The sequence below is a fragment of the Paenibacillus koleovorans NBRC 103111 genome, assembly GCF_004000845.1.
Taxonomy (GTDB): domain Bacteria; phylum Bacillota; class Bacilli; order Paenibacillales; family NBRC-103111; genus Paenibacillus_AA; species Paenibacillus_AA koleovorans.
On the sequence record NZ_BIMA01000038.1, the window covers coordinates 20,696 to 42,459 of the forward strand.

Annotated in this window: 23 protein-coding genes and 1 other annotated feature; all 23 genes read right to left on the reverse strand. The window is 52.7% G+C overall.

Annotation, left to right across the window (positions count from 1 at the left end):
• Nucleotides 1–2 precede the first annotated feature (2 nt).
• Nucleotides 3–665: a 30S ribosomal protein S3 gene (rpsC, locus tag PKO02S_RS14560; RefSeq protein ID WP_127584008.1), complete on the reverse strand. Its 663-nt coding sequence runs from the start codon at nucleotides 663–665 to the stop codon at nucleotides 3–5.
• A gap of 13 nt (nucleotides 666–678) precedes the next feature.
• A complete protein-coding gene (gene rplV, locus PKO02S_RS14565; protein ID WP_127584011.1) occupies nucleotides 679–1,014 on the reverse strand; it encodes a 50S ribosomal protein L22 in 336 nt (111 codons plus the stop codon).
• Between the two features lie 50 nt (nucleotides 1,015–1,064).
• A complete protein-coding gene (gene rpsS, locus PKO02S_RS14570; protein WP_127584013.1) occupies nucleotides 1,065–1,343 on the reverse strand; it encodes a 30S ribosomal protein S19 in 279 nt (92 codons plus the stop codon).
• A gap of 39 nt (nucleotides 1,344–1,382) precedes the next feature.
• Complete coding sequence (gene rplB / locus PKO02S_RS14575) at nucleotides 1,383–2,213, reverse strand: 50S ribosomal protein L2 (protein WP_127584015.1); 831 nt, start codon at nucleotides 2,211–2,213, stop codon at nucleotides 1,383–1,385.
• A 26-nt stretch (nucleotides 2,214–2,239) separates the two neighbouring features.
• Nucleotides 2,240–2,530: a 50S ribosomal protein L23 gene (gene rplW, locus PKO02S_RS14580; protein WP_127584017.1), complete on the reverse strand. Its 291-nt coding sequence runs from the start codon at nucleotides 2,528–2,530 to the stop codon at nucleotides 2,240–2,242.
• On the reverse strand, nucleotides 2,530–3,153 hold the full coding sequence (gene rplD, locus PKO02S_RS14585) for a 50S ribosomal protein L4 (protein WP_127584019.1): 624 nt from the start codon (nucleotides 3,151–3,153) through the stop codon (nucleotides 2,530–2,532). Before rplD ends, rplW begins: the two co-directional genes overlap by 1 nt.
• A 16-nt stretch (nucleotides 3,154–3,169) precedes the next feature.
• Nucleotides 3,170–3,796, reverse strand: a complete 627-nt coding sequence (gene rplC / locus PKO02S_RS14590; RefSeq protein ID WP_127584021.1) for a 50S ribosomal protein L3 — start codon at nucleotides 3,794–3,796, stop codon at nucleotides 3,170–3,172.
• A 42-nt stretch (nucleotides 3,797–3,838) separates the two neighbouring features.
• On the reverse strand, nucleotides 3,839–4,147 hold the full coding sequence (rpsJ, locus tag PKO02S_RS14595; protein ID WP_009589214.1) for a 30S ribosomal protein S10: 309 nt from the start codon (nucleotides 4,145–4,147) through the stop codon (nucleotides 3,839–3,841).
• A 269-nt stretch (nucleotides 4,148–4,416) separates the two neighbouring features.
• Nucleotides 4,417–5,607 carry an elongation factor Tu gene (gene tuf / locus PKO02S_RS14600; protein ID WP_127584023.1) on the reverse strand — a complete coding sequence of 397 codons (1,191 nt, stop codon included), beginning with the start codon at nucleotides 5,605–5,607 and terminating at the stop codon, nucleotides 4,417–4,419.
• Between the two features lie 36 nt (nucleotides 5,608–5,643).
• Nucleotides 5,644–7,719 (reverse strand): elongation factor G, encoded by a 2,076-nt coding sequence (fusA, locus tag PKO02S_RS14605; protein ID WP_127584025.1) that lies wholly within the window; start codon nucleotides 7,717–7,719, stop codon nucleotides 5,644–5,646.
• 32 nt (nucleotides 7,720–7,751) lie between these two features.
• Complete coding sequence (rpsG, locus tag PKO02S_RS14610) at nucleotides 7,752–8,222, reverse strand: 30S ribosomal protein S7 (protein ID WP_127584027.1); 471 nt, start codon at nucleotides 8,220–8,222, stop codon at nucleotides 7,752–7,754.
• A 48-nt stretch (nucleotides 8,223–8,270) separates the two neighbouring features.
• Nucleotides 8,271–8,690, reverse strand: coding sequence for a 30S ribosomal protein S12 (gene rpsL, locus PKO02S_RS14615; RefSeq protein WP_127584029.1), 420 nt, complete (start codon nucleotides 8,688–8,690; stop codon nucleotides 8,271–8,273).
• Between the two features lie 156 nt (nucleotides 8,691–8,846).
• A complete protein-coding gene (locus PKO02S_RS14620; RefSeq protein WP_127584031.1) occupies nucleotides 8,847–9,098 on the reverse strand; it encodes a 50S ribosomal protein L7ae-like protein in 252 nt (83 codons plus the stop codon).
• Nucleotides 9,099–9,224: 126 nt separating this feature from the next.
• Nucleotides 9,225–12,845, reverse strand: a complete 3,621-nt coding sequence (gene rpoC, locus PKO02S_RS14625; protein WP_127584033.1) for a DNA-directed RNA polymerase subunit beta' — start codon at nucleotides 12,843–12,845, stop codon at nucleotides 9,225–9,227.
• A 68-nt stretch (nucleotides 12,846–12,913) separates the two neighbouring features.
• Nucleotides 12,914–16,450 carry a DNA-directed RNA polymerase subunit beta gene (rpoB, locus tag PKO02S_RS14630; RefSeq protein WP_127584035.1) on the reverse strand — a complete coding sequence of 1,179 codons (3,537 nt, stop codon included), beginning with the start codon at nucleotides 16,448–16,450 and terminating at the stop codon, nucleotides 12,914–12,916.
• A gap of 343 nt (nucleotides 16,451–16,793) precedes the next feature.
• Nucleotides 16,794–17,390: a class I SAM-dependent methyltransferase gene (locus PKO02S_RS14635; RefSeq protein WP_127584037.1), complete on the reverse strand. Its 597-nt coding sequence runs from the start codon at nucleotides 17,388–17,390 to the stop codon at nucleotides 16,794–16,796.
• A gap of 122 nt (nucleotides 17,391–17,512) precedes the next feature.
• Complete coding sequence (gene rplL / locus PKO02S_RS14640; RefSeq protein ID WP_127584039.1) at nucleotides 17,513–17,875, reverse strand: 50S ribosomal protein L7/L12; 363 nt, start codon at nucleotides 17,873–17,875, stop codon at nucleotides 17,513–17,515.
• Nucleotides 17,876–17,951: 76 nt separating this feature from the next.
• Nucleotides 17,952–18,458, reverse strand: a complete 507-nt coding sequence (rplJ, locus tag PKO02S_RS14645) for a 50S ribosomal protein L10 (RefSeq protein WP_127584041.1) — start codon at nucleotides 18,456–18,458, stop codon at nucleotides 17,952–17,954.
• 67 nt (nucleotides 18,459–18,525) lie between these two features.
• Nucleotides 18,526–18,650, reverse strand: a sequence feature (ribosomal protein L10 leader region).
• 45 nt (nucleotides 18,651–18,695) lie between these two features.
• Complete coding sequence (gene rplA, locus PKO02S_RS14650) at nucleotides 18,696–19,388, reverse strand: 50S ribosomal protein L1 (RefSeq protein WP_127584043.1); 693 nt, start codon at nucleotides 19,386–19,388, stop codon at nucleotides 18,696–18,698.
• Between the two features lie 84 nt (nucleotides 19,389–19,472).
• Nucleotides 19,473–19,898: a 50S ribosomal protein L11 gene (gene rplK / locus PKO02S_RS14655; RefSeq protein ID WP_127584045.1), complete on the reverse strand. Its 426-nt coding sequence runs from the start codon at nucleotides 19,896–19,898 to the stop codon at nucleotides 19,473–19,475.
• A gap of 131 nt (nucleotides 19,899–20,029) precedes the next feature.
• Entirely contained in the window at nucleotides 20,030–20,563 is a 534-nt protein-coding gene (nusG, locus tag PKO02S_RS14660; RefSeq protein WP_127584047.1) for a transcription termination/antitermination protein NusG, read from the reverse strand.
• 18 nt (nucleotides 20,564–20,581) lie between these two features.
• Complete coding sequence (secE, locus tag PKO02S_RS14665; protein WP_127584049.1) at nucleotides 20,582–20,794, reverse strand: preprotein translocase subunit SecE; 213 nt, start codon at nucleotides 20,792–20,794, stop codon at nucleotides 20,582–20,584.
• A 282-nt stretch (nucleotides 20,795–21,076) separates the two neighbouring features.
• Nucleotides 21,077–21,721: an RNA polymerase sporulation sigma factor SigH gene (gene sigH, locus PKO02S_RS14670; RefSeq protein WP_127584051.1), complete on the reverse strand. Its 645-nt coding sequence runs from the start codon at nucleotides 21,719–21,721 to the stop codon at nucleotides 21,077–21,079.
• Nucleotides 21,722–21,764: the final 43 nt, after the last annotated feature.

Below are 21,764 nucleotides of genomic sequence, written 5' to 3' on the forward strand. Positions count from 1 at the left end.
GATTAGTTTCCTCCTTCCTGAACAGCCTTTTTCTTCGCTGTCGGAAGAACTTCGCCACGGTAGATCCAGACTTTAACGCCGATGCGGCCATAAGTCGTATGTGCTTCAGCCGTACCGTAGTCGATATCCGCACGCAGCGTATGAAGAGGCACTGTACCTTCGCTGTAGCCTTCGCTACGAGCGATTTCCGCGCCGCCCAGACGACCGCTTACGCCGGTTTTGATTCCTTTGGCGCCTGCACGCATCGAGCGTTGGATCGATTGCTTCATGGCACGACGGAACGATACGCGGCGCTCCAGCTGTTGAGCGATGCTCTCGGCCACGAGGGTAGCGTTCAATTCCGGGTTTTTGATTTCGGCGATATTGATGTGAACTCTCTTACCGGACAACTTGGCGATGTGGTTGCGGATGACTTCCACTTCTGCGCCGCCCTTGCCGATAACCATACCTGGTTTAGCGGTATGAATCGTTACGTTCACGCGGTTAGCCGCACGCTCGATATCGAAATGAGACACAGCCGAATCTTTCAGCTTGCTCTTCAAGTATTCGCGAATCTTTACGTCTTCCATCAGAAGGGTACCGAATTCCTTGTCGGCATACCACTTGGACTCCCAATCTCTGATGATTCCAATTCTTAAACCAACGGGATTTACTTTTTGACCCACACGTTATCCCTCCTTATTTTTCGGATACCACAAGAGTAATGTGGCTGGTACGTTTGAATATGCTGAACGCACGTCCTTGCGAACGAGGTTGGAATCTCTTCATGGTTGGACCTTGGTTCACGTAAACTTCCGAAATAACCAATTTGTTCGGGTCCAGGGAGAAGTTGTGCTCGGCATTCGCAATCGCGGAGTTGAGCAGCTTCTCGACAACCGGCGACGCCGAACGTGGCGTGTGGCGAAGAATCGCGACCGCATCGCCAACCTTCTTGCCGCGAATCAAGTCGATCACCAGCTGAACCTTACGCGAAGAAATGCGCACATGGCTCACATGAGCTTTAGCTTGTTGCATGGTAGTACCCTCCTCTCAAACATAAGATGTCTCTCGACAAAATGCTTATCTTATCGCTTACCGGTTTTCTTGTCGTCGTCGGTATGTCCTTTGTACGTACGGGTTGGCGCGAATTCGCCCAACTTATGTCCGACCATGTCTTCCGTTACGTATACAGGCACGTGCTTCTTGCCATCATAAACAGCAAATGTGTGACCAACGAATTGAGGGAAAATCGTCGAGCGGCGGGACCAGGTTTTGATAACAACTTTCTTACCGGTTCCGAGGCCCTCTACTTTTTTCATCAAGTGATCGTCAACAAAAGGTCCTTTTTTCAAACTGCGGCCCATCGTTCGTCCTCCTTTCATGCAACCTTACTGAATTCGTACTTACTTCGTGCGGCGACGAATAATATACTTGTCAGAAGCTTTGCTCTTCTTACGGGTTTTGTAACCAAGCGTTGGTTTACCCCATGGGGACATAGGCGATTTGCGTCCGATTGGAGCGCGGCCTTCACCACCGCCGTGAGGGTGATCAACCGGGTTCATGACGACACCGCGAACTACTGGGCGTTTGCCCATCCAGCGCTTGCGGCCCGCTTTACCGATGTTGATGAGCTCGTGGTCTTCGTTGCCTACGGAACCGATCGTCGCGCGGCATACTTTCAGTACGCGGCGAACTTCGCCGGAGGATAGACGGATCGAGACATACTCGGCTTCTTTACCCAGCAATTGAGCTTCCGTACCGGCAGCGCGAACCAATTGTCCGCCTTTGCCTGGCTTCAGCTCGATGTTGTGAATTACAGTACCTACAGGGATGTTCTCAAGTGGCAATGCGTTGCCGATTTTGATGTCGGAACCAACGCCGGACTCGATTACGTCGTTTACCTTCAGCCCTTTTGGAGCAAGAATGTAACGCTTTTCCCCATCAGCATATACGATCAAAGCGATGTTAGCTGTACGGTTCGGGTCATACTCGATTGTAGCAACGCGGCCCGGTATGCCATCTTTCGTCCGTTTGAAGTCGATGATCCGGTATTTGCGCTTATGTCCGCCGCCTTGGTGACGAACGGTGATTTTACCTTGGTTGTTGCGGCCGGCCTTGTTCATGAGCGGTGCCAACAACGATTTCTCCGGAGTGGATGTTGTGATCTCCTCGAAAGTAGAAACCGTCATTTGACGTCTCGATGCGGAAGTCGGCTTGAATGATTTGATAGGCACTTCGATTCCCTCCTTACTTTACGAAATTAAACCGATTCGAAAAACTCTAACGGCTTGCTGTCTGCACTCAAACGTACGATAGCTTTTTTCCATGCTGTGGTGTATCCATTGTAACGGCCATAACGCTTCGGTTTTGCCGGAACGTTCATGGTGTTTACGTTGGATACCTTCACCTTGAAAATATCTTGAATCGCGAGCTTGATTTCGGTCTTGTTCGCGCGACGGTCTACTTCAAACACGTACGTGTTGTTCGACATCAGATCGCTCGTGCGTTCCGTGATAACGGGGCGCTTGATAATATCGCGTGGGTTCTTCATTACGCAAGCACCTCCTCTACCTTCTGAACTGCTTCCTTCGTGATGATGAGTTTGTCATACACGAGCACGTCCAGAACGTTAATACCCTCCGAAGTGATGAACTTCACGCTAGGGATGTTGCGCGCAGACAGAGCTACGTTATCATCATAGTTCGCAGTTACAACCAGAGCTTTCGTGCCCACTTTAAGGTTGTTCAGGATCGCTGCGAATTCTTTGGTTTTCGGTTGGTTCAACGCGAGTTGATCCAGTACGATAATGCTGTTGTCGATCACTTTGGATGACAAAGCGGATTTGATGGCCAAACGGCGAACTTTACGAGGCAGCTTGTACCCGTAATCGCGAGGAGTCGGTCCGAAGACGATCCCGCCGCCTTTCCATTGTGGAGAGCGGATGCTACCTTGACGCGCGCGTCCTGTGCCTTTTTGTTTCCAAGGCTTGCGACCGCCGCCACGGACTTCCGAACGTCCTTTTACTTTATGCGTACCTTGACGCTGAGTCGCTTGTTGGTTGACAACCGCTTCATGCAACACGTGCTTGTTCGGTTCGATGCCGAATACGGAATCGTTCAACTCCACTTCGCCTACTTGAGCGCCACTTACGTTAAACAGGGCTACTTTTGGCATGTTAGTTCCTCCTTTCTTACTTCTTAACTGTCGATTTCACGCTGACATAGCTGTTATTGGCGCCTGGAACGGATCCTTTTACCAAGATCACGTTGCGCTCAGCATCCACTTTAACAACTTGCAGCTTTTGAATGGTGATCGTTTCGCTACCCATATGACCCGGCATGTTCTTGCCTTTCGGCACGCGGTTACCCGTACGGATAACGGCCATGGAACCTACGCCGCGATGATATTTGGAACCGTGAGTAAGCGGACCGCGGGATTGGCCCCAGCGCTTGATCGCGCCTTGGAATCCTTTACCCTTCGAAGTACCTGTCACGTCAACATATTCGCCCTCCGCGAAAATGTCGGCTTTCAGCTCTTGGCCTACTTCGTACTCGCCAACATTAACACCGCGAATTTCTTTAATGTAGCGCTTAGGTGCTGCGTTAGCCTTCTTGGCATGGCCCAGCTCAGGTTTGTTCGCTCTTTGTTCTTTCTTATCTTCATAACCGATCTGGATCGATTCGTAACCGTCGTTGTCCTGGTCCTTCTTCTGCAGTACGACGCAAGGTCCTGCTTGAATTACAGTTACCGGCACGGCTGTTCCGTCAGCGGCGAAGACTTGGGTCATCCCCAGTTTTTTCCCTAAGATACCTTTCATGTTGACACCTCTTTTCCTTTACGCTTCGTTTGATTGTGGCTCTTACAGCTTGATTTCGATATCTACACCAGATGGCAGATCCAGACGCATCAGTGCATCGACCGTTTGCGGTGTAGGATTCACGATGTCGATCAGACGCTTGTGTGTACGCATCTCGAACTGCTCTCTGGAATCCTTGTACTTGTGTACCGCACGCAGAATCGTGATGACTTGCTTCTCAGTCGGAAGCGGGATCGGACCGGATACACCTGCACCGGAACGTTTAGCCGTCTCCACAATTTTCTCTGCGGATTGATCAAGAACTCTGTGATCGTATGCTTTCAAGCGAATACGAATCTTTTGCTTAGCCATATAAGTCCCTCCTTCTATCGCCCAATTTAGTATCGGACATACTCCGTGAAAATTCTCCAAGCACTACCTGGTCCCTCATGGCAAAGGGGCCGGGTGTGTCGGCAACCTCTCACATCATCGCACAGTCACAGACCAACGTTCACTATTATATAAAAAATGAAAATGAAAAGCAAGAAAATATTTAGGTAATTTGCGGAAAAATAACGAGAGCCCTCAACTCTTGAAAAGTCGAGGGCTCTTCGTGTTTCTTCTATTATATATAGAAGCGATTATTTTTGGATCGATGCTACCGCGCCAGCGCCTACAGTACGGCCGCCTTCGCGAATCGCGAAGCGAGTACCTTCTTCGATCGCGATTGGGTTGATCAGCTCAACCGTAACCGTGATGTTGTCGCCAGGCATAACCATCTCAGTACCTTCTGGCAGCGTGATGACGCCAGTTACGTCCGTTGTCCGGAAGTAGAACTGCGGACGGTAACCGCCGAAGAAAGGCTTGTGACGGCCACCTTCTTCTTTAGTCAGGACGTAGATTTGAGCGGTGAAGTTCGTGTGAGGCTTAACCGAACCCGGCTTAGCCAATACTTGTCCACGCTCGATGTCTTTACGGTCAACACCGCGCAGCAGGGCGCCGATGTTGTCGCCGGCTTGAGCGGAGTCAAGCAATTTGCGGAACATTTCTACGCCGGTAACTACGCATTTGCGAGTTGCTTCAGCGATACCCACGATCTCGATTTCGTCGCCGACTTTAACCGTACCACGCTCTACACGACCAGTTGCAACTGTACCGCGGCCTGTGATTGTGAATACGTCCTCGACTGGCATCAAGAAAGGCTTAGCTACGTCGCGCTCAGGAGTCGGGATGAACGTGTCCACTTGCTCGAACAGTTCAACGATCTTTTGAGCCCACTCGCCGTCCGGGTTTTGCAGAGCTTCACGAGCGGAACCGCGGATGATTGGAGTGTCATCGCCTGGGAACTCGTACTCGTTCAGCAGGTCGCGAACTTCCATTTCTACCAGCTCAAGCAACTCTTCGTCTTCCACCATGTCGCATTTGTTCAAGAATACGACGATGTATGGAACGCCTACTTGACGGGACAGCAGGATGTGCTCGCGAGTTTGCGGCATTGGGCCGTCCGCTGCGGATACAACCAGGATCGCGCCGTCCATTTGAGCAGCACCGGTAATCATGTTTTTAACATAGTCGGCGTGCCCTGGGCAGTCAACGTGTGCGTAGTGACGGTTGTTGGTTTCGTACTCAACGTGAGCTGTGGAGATCGTGATCCCGCGCTCGCGCTCTTCCGGAGCCTTGTCGATTTGGTCGAACGCCACTGCAGCGCCACCGTATTTTTTGGAAAGAACGGTTGTGATCGCAGCTGTCAAAGTCGTTTTACCATGGTCGACGTGACCGATCGTACCGATGTTTACGTGCGGTTTGTTACGTTCGAATTTAGCTTTTGCCATGACTTGCTATTCCTCCTTATTATAAGAAAGTTATAATTATGCGCCCTTGTGCTTAGCTGCAATTTCTTCAGCGATGCTTCTAGGCACTTCTTCATAGTGTGACAGCTCCATGGAGTAAACGCCGCGGCCTTGAGTACGGGAACGCAGTGTTGTGGAGTAGCCGAACATCTCAGAGAGAGGCACCTTGGAGCGGATGATTTGTGCGCCTGCACGAGCATCCATACCTTCGATACGACCGCGTCTGGAGTTCAGGTCGCCCATAACGTCGCCCATGTACTCTTCCGGTACGGTAACTTCCACTTTCATGATTGGCTCAAGCAAGCATGGGTTACATTTGTCTTTCGCGGCCTTAAGGGCCATCGAACCGGCAATTTTGAACGCCATTTCACTGGAGTCGACATCATGGTAAGAACCGTCGAAGATGGTCGCTTTGATATCTACGAGCGGGAAGCCGGCCAATACGCCGTTCTTCATGGACTCTTCGATACCCGCTTGTACCGGAGCGATAAACTCTCTCGGTACTACGCCACCGACAACCTTATTCTCAAATACAAATCCAGTCCCTGGCTCGAGCGGTGTAAACTCAACCCAGCAATGACCGTATTGACCGCGGCCGCCGGACTGACGAACGAACTTGCCTTCGACTTTCGCAGCAGATTTGAATGTTTCGCGGTAAGCAACCTGAGGCTTACCTACATTCGTCTCTACCTTGAACTCGCGCAGCATCCGGTCAACGATAATCTCAAGATGAAGCTCGCCCATCCCTTGAATGATCGTTTGACTGGTTTCTTCGTCTGTGTAGTAACGGAAAGTCGGATCTTCTTCAGCCAGCTTCGACAGGGCTACGCCCATCTTGTCTTGGTCGGCTTTGGTCTTAGGCTCAACGGCAATGGAGATAACCGGATCCGGGAAGTTCATCGACTCGAGAACAACCGGGTGCTTCTCATCGCACAGCGTATCGCCTGTGATGGTGTCCTTCAGACCTACGGCAGCAGCAATGTCGCCAGCGTATACTTCGCTGATTTCTTGACGGCTGTTCGCATGCATCTGCAGAATACGGCCGATCCGCTCGCGCTTGCCCTTAGTTGCGTTCAGCACGTACGAACCGGAGCTCAATACACCGGAATACACGCGGAAGAACGTCAGCTTCCCGACATAAGGGTCGGTAGCAATTTTGAAGGCCAGAGCCGCGAAAGGCTCGTTGTCTGCGGATTTCCGTGTGACTTCGGAACCATCTTCGAGCGTACCCTTGATGTCCGGAACGTCGACCGGAGCAGGAAGATAGTCCACTACGGCATCCAGCATCAGCTGAACCCCTTTGTTACGATAGGACGAACCTACGATAACCGGGAAAATCTTTACTTCGGTAACGCCTTTGCGAAGAGCTGCTTTCAATTCCGGAATCAAAATCTCTTCGCCTTCCAGGTATTTCATAGTCAGCTCTTCGTCCAGTTCAGCAACCTTTTCGACCAGCTCATTGCGGAGCTCTTCTACTTGTGCTGTGAACTCGGAAGGAATCTCAACTTGCTCGATGTCTTTGCCGAGGTCGTCCTTGTACATATACGCCACTCGCTCAACGAGGTCGATAATTCCTTTGAAGTCGGACTCAGCGCCGATCGGCAGTTGAATCGCTACCGCGTTGGCACCCAAACGGCTACGCATCTGGCCAATAACGCCCAGGAAGTCTGCACCGATGATGTCCATTTTGTTAACATAGGCGATCCGCGGAACGTGGTAACGGTCCGCTTGTCTCCAGACGGTTTCGGATTGAGGTTCAACGCCTTCCTTCGCGCTGAATACGCCAACCGCTCCGTCGAGTACGCGCAGGGAACGTTCTACTTCGACTGTGAAGTCAACGTGCCCCGGGGTGTCGATAATATTGATGCGGTGACCTTTCCACTGACAGGTGGTAGCAGCGGACGTAATCGTAATTCCGCGCTCTTGCTCTTGCTCCATCCAGTCCATCGTAGCGGCGCCTTCATGCACCTCTCCGATTTTGTGGGTACGACCGGTATAGAACAAGATCCGCTCCGTAGTGGTGGTCTTACCAGCGTCAATATGCGCCATAATCCCGATGTTGCGCGTGTCTTTTAAGGAGAACTCTCTTGGCATAAGGAACGTCTCCTTCCATTAAGAACAAAATTCTACCAACGATAGTGGGCAAACGCTTTGTTCGCTTCCGCCATCTTGTGTGTATCTTCACGCTTCTTCACGGACGCGCCTGTGTTGTTGCTCGCGTCGACGATCTCGGCGGCCAAACGCTCTTCCATGGTCTTCTCACCGCGGAGGCGGGAGTAGTTCACCAACCAACGAAGTCCGAGCGACGTACGGCGTTCTGGCTTCACTTCGATTGGAACTTGGTAGTTCGCACCACCCACACGACGAGCTTTAACTTCAAGCACCGGCATAATGTTCTTGATCGCTGTCTCGAACACTTCCATCGGCTCTTTCCCTGTACGGCTTTGAATCAAGTTGAACGCATCATACAGAATCGTTTGAGCGACACCGCGTTTTCCGTCGATCATGATTCGGTTGATGAGACGGGTAACCAATTTGCTGTTGTAAATCGGATCCGGCAATACATCTCTTTTGGCAACTGCACCTTTACGTGGCATAGTTATCCCCCTTTCTTGTAGAAATCATTCGATATCGGGTACTCATGATTACTTTTTCGCCTTAGGACGCTTCGTACCATACTTGGAACGAGCTTGCTTGCGGTTGTTCACGCCGGAAGTATCCAGCGCGCCACGTACGATATGATAACGTACCCCTGGCAAGTCTTTAACCCGTCCGCCGCGGATCAACACGACGCTGTGCTCTTGAAGATTGTGTCCGATTCCCGGAATGTAAGCCGTAACCTCGACACGGTTCGTCAAACGTACGCGCGCGTATTTGCGAAGCGCGGAGTTCGGTTTCTTCGGAGTCATAGTCCCTACACGAGTGCAGACACCACGCTTCTGAGGAGCGCTCAAGTCGGTCGACTCGCGCTTCAGAGCATTGAACCCTCTTTGAAGTGCTGGGGACTTGGACTTTGTTACTTTCGCTTGACGGCCTTTACGTACCAATTGATTAATCGTTGGCATGTCGCCACCTCCTTCCCATATTCCTTGAACTTGCGTGCGCGGACTTGAATTTCAAGTCCACAGATCCAGGTGGTTCACAAATGAGCAAACGAAATGGCCTTGCCTCGAGCCGTCCGGCAATAAACCGGACCGACCCGAAACAACAACCAGTTTCCATCATTCGTTCACGGCGGCAGCCACCGCCGCGCCGACTTCAATCCCGCATGCTTTTCCAAGCAGCTTCATGGAGTCTACGTAGGTGACCGTGACGCCCATCTTTTTACAAAGATTCACGATTTTCATCGTTATTCTGGGATCTGCATCTTTTGCCACAAACACTTCCGAGGCTTTTCCAAGCTCTACCATCTTCATTGTTTGCTTCGTGCCGATCGAAATTTTCGCAGCCTGCTTCACTTTATCATAAGACATGAAACATATCCTCCAAAGTGTAGGAGTGAAAACTAGGTTTAGGCACACTTTGATATATTAGCACTTCGAAAAATCGGTGTCAAGGAAGGATCGCTAGGCAGATTTTGTTTTTGTGTAAATCCGATCCTACTCCACTGCTACCGTTTCCTTAAGCTCCGACTCTTCTACCGCAGGCTCTTCGTTAGGATCCACTAGGCGAATGTTGCGATACCTCGCCATCCCCGTCCCCGCCGGAATGAGCTTCCCGATGATGACGTTCTCCTTCAGACCGAGCAACTGGTCGACCTTGCCCTTGATTGCAGCATCGGTCAGGACACGAGTGGTCTCCTGGAAGGATGCCGCCGACAAGAACGAATCGGTCTCGAGCGACGCCTTCGTAATCCCGAGCAGCACCGGCTTAGCCACCGCTGGCTCTTTGCCGGAGAACAAAGCCACCTTGTTCGCCTCTTCGTACTCGTGGATATCCACGAATGCGCCTGGTAGAAGCGTGGTGTTGCCGCTGTCGACGATCCGGATTTTGCGAAGCATCTGACGGATCATGACCTCGACGTGCTTGTCGTTGATTTCTACGCCCTGGTTCCGGTAAACGCGCTGAACTTCCTGAAGAATATAGTTCTGCACGCCGCGGATACCCTTGATGCGCAGCATTTCTTTCGGGTCGATCGAACCTTCGGTCAGCTCGTCGCCGGCTTCCACTTGCTGGTTCACCGTCACGCGGATCCGCGATCCGTAAGGAACGGCATACACCTTGGACTCCGCTTCGCCTATCACTTCGATTTCCCGACGGTCTTTCGCCTCGCGAATTTCCTTGATCTTGCCGTCCAACTCGGAGATGATCGCTTGCCCTTTCGGATTCCGCGCTTCGAAGAGCTCCTGAATCCGCGGCAAACCTTGGGTAATGTCGTCTCCGGCTACGCCCCCGGTATGGAACGTACGCATCGTAAGCTGGGTTCCCGGCTCGCCGATCGACTGAGCGGCAATGATGCCGACCGCTTCGCCAATCTCCACATGCGTGCCCGTCGCCAGGTTGCGGCCGTAGCACTTCTTGCACACGCCATGACGCGTGCGGCAGCTCAGAACGGAGCGAATCTGCAGGCGCTCGATGCCGGCCGCGATAATCGCGTCCGCTTTATTCGATTCAATCAGCTCATTCCGTGAGACGATCACTTCGCCGGTCTTAGGATGACGCAAAGTCTCATGCGCATAGCGCCCTTCGATCCGGTCGTACAGATCCTCGATGACTTCCTTGCCGTCTTGGATCTTGGTGACAATGAAGCCCTTGTCGGTACCGCAATCTTCGTCGCGCACGATAACATCCTGCGCCACGTCGACGAGACGGCGAGTCAAGTAACCCGAGTCGGCTGTCCGAAGAGCCGTATCGGCGAGACCTTTCCGCGCGCCGTGCGTGGAGATGAAGTACTCCAAGACCGTCAGCCCTTCGCGGAAGTTCGACTTGATCGGGAGCTCGATAATTCGGCCGGATGGGTTGGCCATCAGACCCCGCATGCCGCCGAGCTGCGTAATTTGCGATTTGTTACCCCGCGCCTTCGACTCCACCATCATGTTGATCGAGTTGAACTTGTCGAGGGACTTCATCAAGATATCCGTAATCTCGTCCTTGGCCTTGCCCCAGATGCTGATAACGCGGTCATAGCGCTCCTCATCCGTAATAAGACCCCGACGGTATTGATTAGTAACGGTTCTGACCTTGTCCTCGGACTCCTTCAGAATGACGTCCTTCTCCCTAGGAACGATAACGTCCGCCACGGCAACGGTAATCCCGGCGCGAGTGGAGTAAGTGAAGCCGTTCTGCTTGATATTGTCGAGGATCACCGAGGTGCGCGTCGTATGGTAGCGACGGAAGCATTCGCCTATGATCGTACCGAGGTATTCCTTGCCTACCGCGCCGCGCGAAGGCGCATTGCGGATGAATTGCTGTATGTCGCCGCCCTTCTCCAGCATGAAGTATTCGTCGGAGATCCCTTGGAACAGATTCGCCTTCGTCGCTTCATTGATGAATGGGAAGTCGGCCGGGAAAATATCGTTGAAGATGATTTTCCCTACGGTTGTAACGAGCAGAGAATTTTGCTGCTCCGGTGTAAAGCTGGTTTTGTTCAAGGCGCGCGCCGGGATCGCTACCTTCGCATGCAGCGACGCGATTCCGCGATGGTAGGCGGAAACGGCCTCATGTACGTTGCGGAACAGCGATCCTGTCCCAACAGCCTCGAGGTTCTCCATAGTCAAATAGAAGCTGCCCAGTACCATGTCCTGAGACGGCGTTACGACAGGCTTGCCGTCCTTCGGGTTCAAGATGTTGCCGGACGCCAGCATCAGGATGCGGGCTTCCGCTTGCGCTTCCGCAGACAACGGCACGTGCACGGCCATCTGGTCGCCGTCGAAGTCGGCGTTGTACGCCGTACAGACAAGCGGATGCAGCTTGATCGCGCGGCCTTCGACCAGAATCGGCTCAAACGCCTGGATGCCGAGACGGTGAAGCGTAGGGGCACGGTTCAATAGAACCGGATGCTCCTTGATCACTTCTTCCAGGACGTCCCACACTTCCGGGCTAACGCGTTCTACCTTGCGCTTCGCGCTCTTAATGTTGTGGGCCAAGCCTTTATTCACAAGCTCTTTCATCACGAAAGGCTTGAACAATTCCAACGCCATTTCCTTCGGCAGACCGCATTGGTACATCTTCAGGCTAGGCCCTACGACAATTACCGAACGGCCGGAATAGTCGACGCGCTTCCCGAGCAAGTTCTGACGGAAGCGGCCTTGTTTCCCCTTGAGCATATGACTGAGAGACTTGAGCGGGCGATTGCCCGGACCGGTTACCGGACGGCCGCGACGGCCGTTGTCGATCAAAGCGTCGACGGCTTCCTGCAGCATCCGTTTCTCGTTCTGTACGATGATGTCCGGTGCGCCCAGGTCAAGCAGACGCTTCAGACGGTTGTTCCGGTTGATTACGCGGCGGTACAGGTCATTCAGGTCGGAGGTCGCGAAGCGGCCGCCGTCCAACTGAACCATCGGACGAAGCTCCGGCGGAATAACCGGCAATACGTCGAGCACCATCCACTCCGGCTCGTTGCCGGAATGACGGAACGCCTCCATCACTTCTAGACGTTTGATCGCGCGGTTGCGGCGTTGGCCTTGAGCCGTACGAAGCTCTTCCTTCAGCGTGTCGACTTCCCGGTCAATATCGATGTCTTGCAGCAGCTTCTTGACGGCCTCGGCACCCATGCCGGCTTGGAACGCATAGCCGTACTTCTCGCGATAGCTGCGGTATTCTTTCTCCGACAGCAATTGCTTTTTCTCCAGCGGCGTGTCGCCTGGATCGGTTACAACGTACGAAGCGAAATAGATGATCTCCTCAAGCGAACGCGGAGACATATCGAGCGCCAAGCCCATCCGGCTCGGAATGCCCTTGAAATACCAAATATGCGAAACCGGAGCCGCCAGCTCAATATGGCCCATCCGTTCACGACGTACTTTGGCGCGGGTTACTTCCACTCCGCATCGGTCGCAGACTACGCCTTTGTAACGAACCCGTTTGTACTTGCCGCAATGGCACTCCCAGTCCTTCGTAGGGCCGAAAATTTTCTCGCAGAACAGACCTTCCTTTTCCGGCTTCAATGTCCGGTAGTTGATCGTTTCCGGTTTCTTAACTTCCCCGCGGGACCACGAACGGATTTTGTCAGGCGAAGCGAGGCCGATCTTCATGTACTCGAAATTGTTTACGTCCAACAAGGAGCAACCCTCCTCCAGATTACTGTAGCAAATCTATCGTGCGACGGAGGCGACGAGACGGACGACGATTACTCGGCGCCAGCCTCGGAGCCTTCCAGATTGAGATTCAACTTGTCCCCAGAGACATCGTCCTCGTCGTCCAGTTCCTTCATTTCGATTTCCCGCTGGTCTCCGGACAAAATCTTCACGTCCATGCCCAAGCTTTGGAGTTCCTTGATCAAAACCTTAAACGACTCCGGAACGCCCGGCTCCGGTACGTTCTCGCCCTTCACGATCGACTCGTAGGTTTTCACCCGACCGACGACGTCATCGGACTTGACCGTGAGTATCTCTTGGAGCGTATAAGCTGCGCCATACGCTTCAAGCGCCCAAACCTCCATCTCTCCGAAGCGCTGACCGCCGAACTGAGCTTTACCACCCAGCGGTTGCTGCGTAACGAGCGAGTAAGGACCTGTGGAACGAGCGTGGATTTTGTCGTCAACCATGTGCGCCAGCTTGATCATGTACATGACGCCGACCGTCACTTCACGTTCAAACGGCTCACCGGAACGTCCATCGTACAGAATCGTCTTGCCGTTACGTTGCATCCCGGCTTCTTCCATCGTGTCGAATACGTCGTTCTCCCGCGCACCGTCGAATACCGGGCTAGCGGTATGAATGCCGAGCAGCTTGGCAGCCATGCCCAAGTGAACCTCGAGCACCTGACCGATGTTCATCCGGGACGGTACCCCTAGCGGGTTCAAAACGACTTCGACCGGTGTGCCGTCCGGCAAGAACGGCATATCTTCTTCTGGCAGGATGCGGGCGATAACCCCTTTGTTCCCGTGTCGGCCGGCCATCTTGTCGCCTTCAGAAATCTTACGCTTCTGCGCAATGTACACGCGAACGAGCTGGTTCACGCCCGGCGGCAGCTCGTCGCCGTTCTCGCGAGTGAACACCTTCACATCGACGACAATCCCGTCGGTACCATGCGGTACACGTAGCGAGGTATCGCGCACTTCGCGAGCCTTCTCTCCGAAGATCGCATGCAAGAGACGCTCTTCCGCGGTCAACTCCGTTACGCCCTTCGGCGTAACCTTGCCGACAAGAATGTCGCCGGCTCCGATCTCCGCACCGACGCGAATGATACCGCGCTCATCAAGATTGCGCAGCGCATCCTCGCCGACGTTCGGGATATCGCGAGTGATCTCTTCAGGTCCCAGCTTCGTATCGCGGGCCTCGGATTCGTACTCTTCAATATGAATAGACGTATATACGTCTTCTTTTACCAATCTCTCGCTTAGGAGAATCGCATCCTCGTAGTTGTATCCTTCCCATGTCATGAAAGCGACGACAACGTTGCGGCCGAGCGCCAACTCGCCTTGCTCGGTGGACGGGCCGTCGGCGAGAATATCGCCAGGCTTCACCGCTTCGCCGTACTTGACGAGAGGACGCTGGTTGATGCAAGTGCCTTGGTTAGAACGGATGAACTTGTGCAGCTTGTGCTTGATCAGGTCGCCCTTGACCATCTTGCCGTCGACCAGCTCTTGGCGGCGCAACCATATTTCATTAGCGGACACGCGCTCAATTACGCCGTGATGTTTGCTTACGACACAGACACCCGAGTCCTTGGCACTCTTATGCTCCATTCCCGTACCTACGAGCGGAGACTTCGGAATGAGCAACGGTACCGCTTGGCGCTGCATGTTCGAACCCATGAGCGCGCGGTTGGAGTCATCGTTCTCGAGGAACGGAATCAACGCGGTCGCGACGGAAACAACTTGCTTCGGAGAGACGTCCATATAGTCGACGCGTTCACGAGGCATAATCAGGTTGTCGTCCTTGAAGCGAACAATAGCGGCCTCGTCGGCGAGTGTACCGATATCGGAGAGCCTGGCGTTCGCTTGCGCGATAACATAATTGTCCTCTTCATCGGCAGTCAGATAAGCGATCTGCTCGGTTACGATGCCGGTCTTCGGATCAACCCATCGATAAGGCGCTTCGATAAAACCATATTCATTGATCCGGGCAAAGCTCGACAACGAGTTAATCAACCCGATGTTCGGACCCTCCGGGGTCTCAATCGGACACATCCGACCATAGTGGGAGTGATGCACGTCGCGGACTTCGAAGCCTGCGCGCTCGCGCGTCAAACCGCCCGGACCGAGAGCGGACAGACGGCGCTTGTGCGTCAATTCGGCAAGCGGGTTCGTCTGGTCCATGAACTGCGACAGCTGGGAGCTGCCGAAAAACTCTTTGATCGATGCGATAACCGGACGAATGTTAATCAGCGCTTGCGGCGTAATCACATTGGCATCTTGAATCGACATTCGTTCGCGTACGACGCGCTCCATCCGGGACAGGCCGATTCGGAACTGGTTCTGCAGCAATTCCCCGACAGAACGCAATCTCCGGTTACCCAGGTGATCGATGTCGTCGGTACTGCCGATCCCGTGCAGCAGATTGATGAAATAGTTGATAGACGAGATAATATCAGCCGATGTAATATTCTTCACGGACTTATCGATCGATCCGTTCGAAATCACCTTCACGACTTTTCCTTCTTCAATCGGCGAGTAAACGCGAATCGCTTGAAGCGGTATGCGGTCCGCATCCAGCACTCCGTTGCTCACGCCATATTCGGCGAGGCCTACGTTCTCTTCAAGATGCGGCAGCAGTTCGTCAAGAATACGACGGTCGATCATTTGGCCAACCTCGGCCAATATTTCTCCAGTCGCCGCGTTCGCAAGCGTCTCGGCCAGGCGCTGGTTGAACAGACGATTCTTGATATGAAGCTTCTTATTAATCTTGTAACGGCCGACATTCGCCAAGTCATAGCGCTTCGGATCGAAGAACCGGGCGATCAGCAAGCTTTTGGCGTTGTCCAGCGTAGGCGGCTCGCCCGGACGCAGACGCTCGTAGATCTCAATCAGCGCCTTCTCGGTTGAGTCGGTGTTGTCCTTATCTAGCGTATTGCGGATATATTCATCATCGCCAAGCAAGTCTATAATCTCGGCATCCGTTCCGAATCCAAGCGCACGCAGCAAAACAGTGACCGGGATCTTCCGGGTGCGGTCGATCCGGACATAAATAATGTCCTTCGCATCGGTCTCCAGCTCCAGCCACGCCCCACGGTTCGGGATCACAGTGGCCGTATAACTTTTCTTGCCGTTCTTGTCGACTTTTGTGCTAAAATAAACGCTAGGGGAACGAACCAGCTGACTGACGATAACACGTTCCGCACCGTTGATAATAAAGGTACCAGTATCCGTCATAAGCGGGAAATCACCCATAAACACTTCCTGCTCTTTCACTTCGCCCGTCTCTTTATTGATCAAACGAACTTTGACTCTTAATGGGGCCGCATAAGTCACGTCGCGTTCCTTGGACTCATCGACCGAATACTTGGGCTCGCCCAGGCTGTAGTCGATGAACTCCAGCACCAAATTACCTGTGAAATCCTGGATCGGAGAGATATCCTGGAACATCTCGCGCAACCCTTCGTCCAAGAACCATTGGTAGGACTTCTGTTGGATCTCAATCAGGTTCGGTACTTCCAGCACCTCATTAATACGCGCATAAGTTCGGCGATTGCGCCGACCGTATTGAACAGTATGACCCGCCAACTTTCATTCACCCCTCACATTGACTCGAAAATCCTTGAAACAAAAAGAAGAAAAGCCTCGGTTGATCGCCGTACGGCGTTGCAGTGAGACCTTTTTCAATCGAGAAGTATTCTCTCAACATGGCAGAGCTTGCCAGTGTTCATACCATGTAGATTTTCCCAAAATGTAAACATTATACGTCATCGTGCAAAATTTTATGCACAAACGGCCGTAAAAAAATGTCTTGACATTTTAGTGAATTAAAGACAAATAGCCTATCTTAATACTGACATTTTATAATGATACCACAACCAGAAAGTGTAGTCAAATGATTTTCAAAACCATTTTCATAGGAATCCACTCCCTACCGAATAGCTTTGAATATTTTATAGCCCTTGTCCTTATCCACTTCCTCCACTCGATCGAACAACGTCTCGAGCTTGTCCCAAGCCGATGGAGCCCCCTGTTTTTTCTGGATGACGATCCACAACTCGCCGCCCGGCACCAGATGCGCTCGCGCTTGCTCGAAGATGCCGTGCACCACTTGCTTGCCCGCCCGAATCGGAGGGTTCGATAAAATTTTCGTAAACGTCCGTCCCGCCAACGCCGAAAACGTGTCGCTCTGCAGAACCTCCGCATTCTCGATCCGATTCGCCTTCCGGTTCAGCTCCGCCAGCTGCACAGCCCGCTCGTTGATGTCCACCAGCACCGCGGACCCATGCTTCGCCAGCCAGGCTGCCGTCAACCCGATCGGCCCATAGCCGCAACCTACGTCCAGCACCCGGTCAGCCGCTTCGATCTGCATCGTCTCGATTAATAATCGGCTGCCGAAATCGAGCCCTCGCTTTGAGAACACACCTGCATCCGTCTCAAATGCAAACCGCTTGCCCCTCAGCTCTTCCTCCATCCTCCCCCGGTCACTTGCCACTGCAGGCTTCGCCGAGTAGTAATGGTCGGCCATCGCGCATCGCTCCTTCTTCACTACTCCTAACAGCTGGATATGAACAAACCCCCTTCTGAAACCAGTTCGGTCTCAAAAGGGGATTCGTCAGTTACGTTGCACTCGATTCGCAAGAAACGAGATTACTTCACTTCTACTCCTGCGCCTGCATCTTCCAGCTTCGCTTTCAGAGCAGCTGCGTCTTCTTTGGATATGCGCTCTTTGATTGGCTTAGGTGCACCGTCAACCAGATCCTTAGCTTCTTTCAGACCCAGACCCGTAACTTCGCGGACAACCTTGATCACGTTGATCTTGGAAGCGCCTGCGCTAGTCAAGATTACGTCGAATTCGGTTTGCTCTTCTACTTCTGCTACTGCGCCGCCAGCTACTACAGCTACAGGAGCTGCTGCCGTTACGCCGAACTCTTCCTCGATTGCTTTTACGAGGTCGTTCAGTTCCAAGATTGTCATACCTTTGATCGCTTCAAGAATTTGCGCTGTGCTCATTTGATAACCCTCCATTTAGGAATAGTATTGTGGTTCGGTCTATGCCGAGTAAAAGTCTTGCTTCTGTAAAACGAAATTACGCTTGCGCGCCGCCTTCTTGCTTCTCTGCCACAGCCTTAACTGCAAGAGCGAAGTTGCGGATAGGCGCTTGGAGCACGCTGAGCAACATCGACAGCATGCCATCGCGGGACGGCAGTTCAGCCAATGCTTTAATTTGGGAAGCGTCGACGACTTTACCTTCGACAACGCCAGCCTTCACTTGCAGCTTGTCGTTCTTCTTGGCGAATTCGGCGATGATCTTCGCGCCGGCCACGATGTCCTTGCTGAATGCAATTGCAGTCGGTCCGGTCAAAGCGGTATCCAGCTCCGTCAATTCAGCAACAGCGGTCGCCCGACGAGCGATCGTGTTCTTGATGACATGGAGCTCAACGCCCGCATCACGGAGCCTCTTCCGCAAGTCGGTCACTTGAGCCACGTTCAGGCCGCGGTAATCCGCAACGATCGTGCAGCTGTGCTCGCGAAGCTTCGCTGTTACTACTTCGACGGCTTCTTGTTTCTCTTGCAGTACTTTCGCGTTTGCCATGTTCACACCTCCTAAGATCCACTTCAAAAGCATTGTGGTTGCACCCGTCGATCGGATGTTGATCCGCACTTGATGAAAAAAACCTCCGTCATAGACAGACGGAGGCATGATCACGTTACATGTATCACAACACCTCGGTAGGAAATTAAGCCGGTCGGCACCTACTGTCTACGGTTCGCATATTCGTTTGTTAACCTTCCCTAGCTTAGCACGGGCGTACCCGAAAAGCAAAGCCAATTACCGGAAGGATTGCAGATTGACCTTCACGCTCGGACCCATGGTCGAGGAGACGGCGATGTTGCGCAGATATACGCCCTTCGCTGCAGCAGGCTTGGCTCGGTTCAGAGCATCGACCAGCGCTTTGAAGTTCTCGCCCAGCTTCTCGGCGTCGAAGGAAACTTTACCGATCGGAGCATGAATTTGTCCGGCTTTGTCCAGACGGAATTCGATCTTACCGGCTTTGATTTCATTCACGGCCTTCGTCACGTCGAAAGTCACAGTGCCTGCTTTCGGGTTCGGCATCAAACCTTTACCCCCGAGCAGACGACCCAATTTACCTACTTCGCTCATCATGTCCGGAGTAGCTACGCAGACGTCAAAATCAAACCAACCTTGTTGGATTTTGTTGATCATGTCTGTATCGCCAACATAGTCCGCGCCGGCAGCTTCGGCTTCTTTTGCCTTGTCGCCTTTTGCGAATACGAGGACGCGCTTGCTCTTCCCTGTTCCGTTTGGAAGCACGACCACACCGCGAACGGCTTGGTCTTGTTTTCTTGGGTCAACACCCAAGCGAACAGCGACTTCCACGGTTTCGTCAAACTTAGCAGGAGCTGTCTTCTTCACGAGCTCCATAGCATCGGCCGGCTCGTAGAATGTTTCTGCGCTAACCAGCTTGGCTACTTCTTGCCATTTCTTTCCGTGCTTTGCCATGTTCCATCCTCCTTTGTGGTATTAGCGGAATATCCTCCCACTGTGCGGCGCTCGAGGCCGCGGCCTTGCCTGTGTCGAATCCGATTAGTCTTCGATCACGATGCCCATGCTGCGGGCCGTACCTTCCACCATACGCATTGCAGCTTCGACAGATGCAGCATTAAGGTCAGGCATTTTTTGCTCGGCGATCTCGCGTACCTTGGCACGCTTAAGCGTAGCGACTTTCTTCTTGTTCGGTTCGCCGGAGCCTTTAGGTACGCTAGCAGCGACACGCAGCAATACAGCGGCTGGAGGCGTCTTCGTCTCGAAAGTGAACGAACGGTCCTCGAACACGGTGATCACGACCGGGATGATGAGACCGGCTTGATCGGCTGTACGCGCATTGAACTCCTTACAGAAAGCCATAATGTTAACCCCTGCTTGACCCAGAGCCGGACCAATCGGAGGAGCCGGATTCGCTTTGCCTGCGGCAACTTGCAGCTTCACCATTTTAATAACCTTTTTTGCCATGTGACACACCTCCTTGCACATAATGTGGTAAGACGGGATGTTTCCCTCCCACTTGCGCGAGCCCTATTCTGCACTGAATAAGGCCGCTTAGAAACCTAGGGTAAGTTGCCGATCCGCGAACGAAAAAGCAATTATATTTTCTCCACTTGAGTGTATTCCAACTCCAGCGGGGTTTCTCGGCCGAACATGTTCACATGAACCTTCAGCTTCGCCTTGTCCATCAAGATATCTTCCACCGTACCGACGAAGTTGGCAAACGGACCTACCTTCACGCGCACCGTTTCTTTCAGGTTAAAGTCGATCTTCGGCTTCGGTTCTTCCATTCCCATATGCTTGAGAATGTTGTCGACTTCCTCCGGAAGCAGCGCGGTAGGTTTCGAGCCTGAGCCCGTCGAGCCTACAAAGCCGGTCACGCCCGGCGTATTGCGCACGACATACCAAGAGTCGTCGGTTTGAATCATCTCAACGAGCACATAGCCCGGATACACCTTGCGCATCACGGTCTTGCGCTTGCCGTCCTTGTTCACAATCTCTTCTTCCATCGGCACGAGGACGCGGAAGATCTTGTCGGTCATGTTCATCGACTCGACGCGTTTCTCGAGATTGGCTTTTACTTTGTTCTCATACCCGGAATAGGTATGTACGACGTACCAACGTTTTTCCATCACTGTCACCTAAGTTCCCTATTCATTGAAAAAGCGTAACAAAATGGTCAGTAAGTAGTCGATTCCCCAAAAGTAAAGGGTAACGAACGTGACGGTCACGATCACGACGATCGTGTAAGTAATCAGTTCTTTGCGAGTCGGCCATTTGACCTTCTTCAACTCCGACCAGCTGTCGGTAAAGAAAGAGAACATGGAACCGAATCCTTGTTTGACTCTTGCTAAATAGGCCACGTCTACACCTCCAAAAACTGGAGCCCGAGTCCCAAATTCGGGAACACCAAAAACCCCCGAAAGCGTAGGGCTACCTGAACTACTTTATCACAGTCTATCTGGCGTGTCAATCAACGAGAGAGTTCCCCGTCGCCCGCTCTATCCGTTCCGACTGTTTCGCTTGCTGACCTGCATCTAGTGTAGCCAGCATTGAAAGCGGATAAACGTGCCGTACGTTACCAGCAATCTCCCAAAATGAAAGGAGCCCTCATTCTTCCGATCCAACTAGAAGAAGGAGCGCTCCTATACGTCTCGAATTTCCAAATACCTCTCCAGCTTGCGCTTCACGCGCTGCAGCGCATTATCGATCGATTTCACGTGGCGGTCCAAATCTACTGCGATCTCCTGATAGGATCGTCCGTCCAGATAGAGCATTAGCACCTTGCGCTCCAAGTCGCTGAGAATCTCGCCCATCTTGTCCTCGAGGCCGCTGAACTCTTCTTGGTTGATGATCAATTCCTCGGGGTCTGTCATGCGGGAGCCGCAAATCACGTCGAGCAGCGTTCGATCCGAATCTTCATCGTAAATGGGCTTGTCCAGGGAAACGTAAGAATTGAGCGGGATGTGCTTCTGTCGGGTAGCGGTCTTGATCGCGGTAATAATCTGGCGGGTAATGCACAGTTCGGCGAACGCCTTGAAGGTGGACAGCTTGTCCTCCTTGAAGTCGCGAATGGATTTATAAAGCCCGATCATGCCTTCCTGCACAATGTCTTCGCGGTCGGCACCGATGAGGAAGTACGAACGCGCCTTGGCCCGCACGAAATTTTTGTACTTGTTGATCAGGTATTCCAACGCCTCGCTGCTGCCGTCGCGGACCGATTCGACGATTTCTTCATCCATCTTGTTGTCGAAGTCGCGCATTCTCAACTCTTTGAGGTCTATACTCACCGCAATCCCTCCGGCCTGCTTGCCGCTAAAGCGCATCCATTTA

Bases quoted from the DNA above. Each gene is read 5' to 3' on its own strand.
- rplD (WP_127584019.1), bottom strand. From the start codon at position 3,153: ATGCCAAAAGTAGCCCTGTTTAACGTAAGTGGCGCTCAAGTAGGCGAA.
- rplW (WP_127584017.1), bottom strand. From the start codon at position 2,530: ATGAAGAACCCACGCGATATTATCAAGCGCCCCGTTATCACGGAACGC.
- nusG (WP_127584047.1), bottom strand. From the start codon at position 20,563: ATGGAAAAACGTTGGTACGTCGTACATACCTATTCCGGGTATGAGAAC.
- PKO02S_RS14635 (WP_127584037.1), bottom strand. From the start codon at position 17,390: ATGGCCGACCATTACTACTCGGCGAAGCCTGCAGTGGCAAGTGACCGG.
- rpsJ (WP_009589214.1), bottom strand. From the start codon at position 4,147: ATGGCTAAGCAAAAGATTCGTATTCGCTTGAAAGCATACGATCACAGA.
- fusA (WP_127584025.1), bottom strand. From the start codon at position 7,719: ATGCCAAGAGAGTTCTCCTTAAAAGACACGCGCAACATCGGGATTATG.
- rpsL (WP_127584029.1), bottom strand. From the start codon at position 8,690: ATGCCAACGATTAATCAATTGGTACGTAAAGGCCGTCAAGCGAAAGTA.
- rplJ (WP_127584041.1), bottom strand. From the start codon at position 18,458: ATGGCAAACGCGAAAGTACTGCAAGAGAAACAAGAAGCCGTCGAAGTA.
- rpsG (WP_127584027.1), bottom strand. From the start codon at position 8,222: ATGCCACGTAAAGGTGCAGTTGCCAAAAGAGATGTATTGCCGGATCCG.
- rplV (WP_127584011.1), bottom strand. From the start codon at position 1,014: ATGCAACAAGCTAAAGCTCATGTGAGCCATGTGCGCATTTCTTCGCGT.
- PKO02S_RS14620 (WP_127584031.1), bottom strand. From the start codon at position 9,098: ATGTCTTATGATAAAGTGAAGCAGGCTGCGAAAATTTCGATCGGCACG.
- rplK (WP_127584045.1), bottom strand. From the start codon at position 19,898: ATGGCAAAAAAGGTTATTAAAATGGTGAAGCTGCAAGTTGCCGCAGGC.
- rplC (WP_127584021.1), bottom strand. From the start codon at position 3,796: ATGAAAGGTATCTTAGGGAAAAAACTGGGGATGACCCAAGTCTTCGCC.
- rplL (WP_127584039.1), bottom strand. From the start codon at position 17,875: ATGAGCACAGCGCAAATTCTTGAAGCGATCAAAGGTATGACAATCTTG.
- tuf (WP_127584023.1), bottom strand. From the start codon at position 5,607: ATGGCAAAAGCTAAATTCGAACGTAACAAACCGCACGTAAACATCGGT.
- rplA (WP_127584043.1), bottom strand. From the start codon at position 19,388: ATGGCAAAGCACGGAAAGAAATGGCAAGAAGTAGCCAAGCTGGTTAGC.
- rpsS (WP_127584013.1), bottom strand. From the start codon at position 1,343: ATGGGCCGCAGTTTGAAAAAAGGACCTTTTGTTGACGATCACTTGATG.